Consider the following 1,993-nt stretch of genomic DNA (forward strand, 5'->3'; position numbering starts at 1 on the left):
GATAGCTTTACCAAATGCACTTTTGGGTAGAACTTGCTTGCTCTTAATATTTAACCATACTAAAAAAGCATCCAGAACAGGTTTGCTTTGTTCTAAACGTTGATTATAACGATTTTCATCTGATGCATCAGCTAATTTCCGTTCAATTTCAAATAGCTTGTTGCAGTACTTCAAACCGTCCATTGCAGCCACTGACGAACTAGTAGATTTATCAGACATTGCTTTTAGACTTTCGTCAAAATAGCGTCTGGCATGAGCCCAGCATCCAACAATCTTAACATTAGGTATGTCGTTATACCCGGCGTAGCCATCAGTATGAACATAGCCTTTAAATCCATCTAAGAATCTACGTGGATGCTTGCCCGCTCTAGTGGTTTGATATTCATACATAATAATTGGAGGTCCAACCCTTCCTGTACGGAATAACCACATATAAGAGTTTGTTGTTGCAGCCCTTCCGGATTCATTAATCACCTGAAGAGTCGTTTCATCAGCATGAAGTATATCCTGTTCTAATAAATAGTCATGCATCCTATGATACAATATTTGAAGCCAATCATTAGAACCATGAATAATCCAATTAGACAAAGTTTGGCGTGATAATTCAACACCAAAATAAGAAAACTGTTGCTCCTGCCTATATAAAGGAATGGCCTCTACAAATTTCCGGTTCATAACAAAGGCCATTAAAGAAGGTGACACTAAGCTGCCAGATAAAACTGGTGATGGCATGGTAGCTGTAATTACTGGAGTTGAGGTGTCATTTTTCTCGCAGTTGCGGCAAGAATAAACAAAACGTACATGCTCTACAATTATTACCTGTGCGGGAACTACCTTAAGCTCACGTCGTATTTCCTTACTCATTTCATGTAAGGGCTCACCACACTTAGGGCAATCTTTTTCTTCGTCTGTAAGACGATACTCAATAACCTCAACAGGGAGATCTTCAAGCATTTTTTCTTTCTGTCCTACTTTCTTACGACGTTTATAAGTGATTTCTTCAACCGTAGGTTCAATTGCAGTTTGATCAGCTTCCTTCTCAGCTTCATTAAATATACTTAGTTGATCGAGGTCTGTTCTTTCGCTAGAAGCACCAAATCGCTTCTGGTTAGCAAGACGAAACTGTTCCTCATACCATTTAAGTTTTGCATTGAGTTCTTCGTTTGATGCGGCTAGCATTGCACACTTATTTTCAAGACTTTCCATTCTATATTCAGTTGTATTATTATCTATTATATTAGTATCTTTATTATTATTTATCATAGTACAATTATACCATGATTCGCAAAAAAATGATACAAAAAAATGCTTATAAACCGTTATTTATACACGGTTTACGAGCACTATGGAAGTGAAAATATTGAGTATATATTCACTGCTTTTTCTTAGATAATTATTCGCTCTTTTACTGGTTTATGTGCTTGCTTTTGTTCTAATGTTAAACCATCTAATAACCATCTAAGTTGCCTTTGACTTATATTTAATGTTCCACCTTTTTCATTAGAAGGCCACTTGAATTTACCTTTTTCTAGACGTTTGTAGTGAAGCCAAAATCCATCGATTTCCCATTCTAGAATTTTAATTTTATCTTTGTTTCGATTAGAAAAAGCAAAAAAACTTCTTGAGAAAGGGTCTAAATTAAAGCTTTCTTGTACTATAATTGCAAGACCATCAATAGATTTGCGTAAATCAGTAACTCCACAAGCGAGGTAAACATTATCTATCACAGAATTACTTAGCATAGAGATAACAGTATTTCTGATACTTTTGAAAATAGCTCTTTATCAAAATTAGTACTTAGTTCTATCGACGCAGCACCTATTTTTACAATTAAAGGTTTATCATTAATGACTTCCTTTAATTCGGTAGTATCAACTGAAATCCATTGGGCTGTTTCTTTAGTAGCTAAGTTATCAGAACTGAATTCGCGAATCCAGGCACGAAGCCTTGCCGGCTTAACATCATTATCTTTACACCAAATTGACATAGTTTG

3 protein-coding genes are annotated in these 1,993 nt (G+C 35.6%); all 3 read right to left on the reverse strand.

From position 1 onward, the window contains the following. Positions 1-1,263: IS66 family transposase (gene tnpC, locus KPL38_RS19045; RefSeq protein ID WP_216290709.1), on the reverse strand; the 1,263-nt coding region annotated here is incomplete at its 3' end. 122 nt (positions 1,264-1,385) lie between these two features. Beyond that, positions 1,386-1,727 carry an IS66 family insertion sequence element accessory protein TnpB gene (gene tnpB, locus KPL38_RS19050; RefSeq protein WP_216290710.1) on the reverse strand — a complete coding sequence of 114 codons (342 nt, stop codon included), beginning with the start codon at positions 1,725-1,727 and terminating at the stop codon, positions 1,386-1,388. A gap of 8 nt (positions 1,728-1,735) precedes the next feature. Continuing rightward, positions 1,736-1,993, reverse strand: a 258-nt coding sequence (locus KPL38_RS19055; RefSeq protein ID WP_216290711.1) for a hypothetical protein, incomplete at its 5' end; no start/stop codon positions are given.

The organism is Clostridium psychrophilum, assembly GCF_018861705.1.
GTDB lineage: Bacteria > Bacillota > Clostridia > Clostridiales > Clostridiaceae > Clostridium_AD > Clostridium_AD psychrophilum.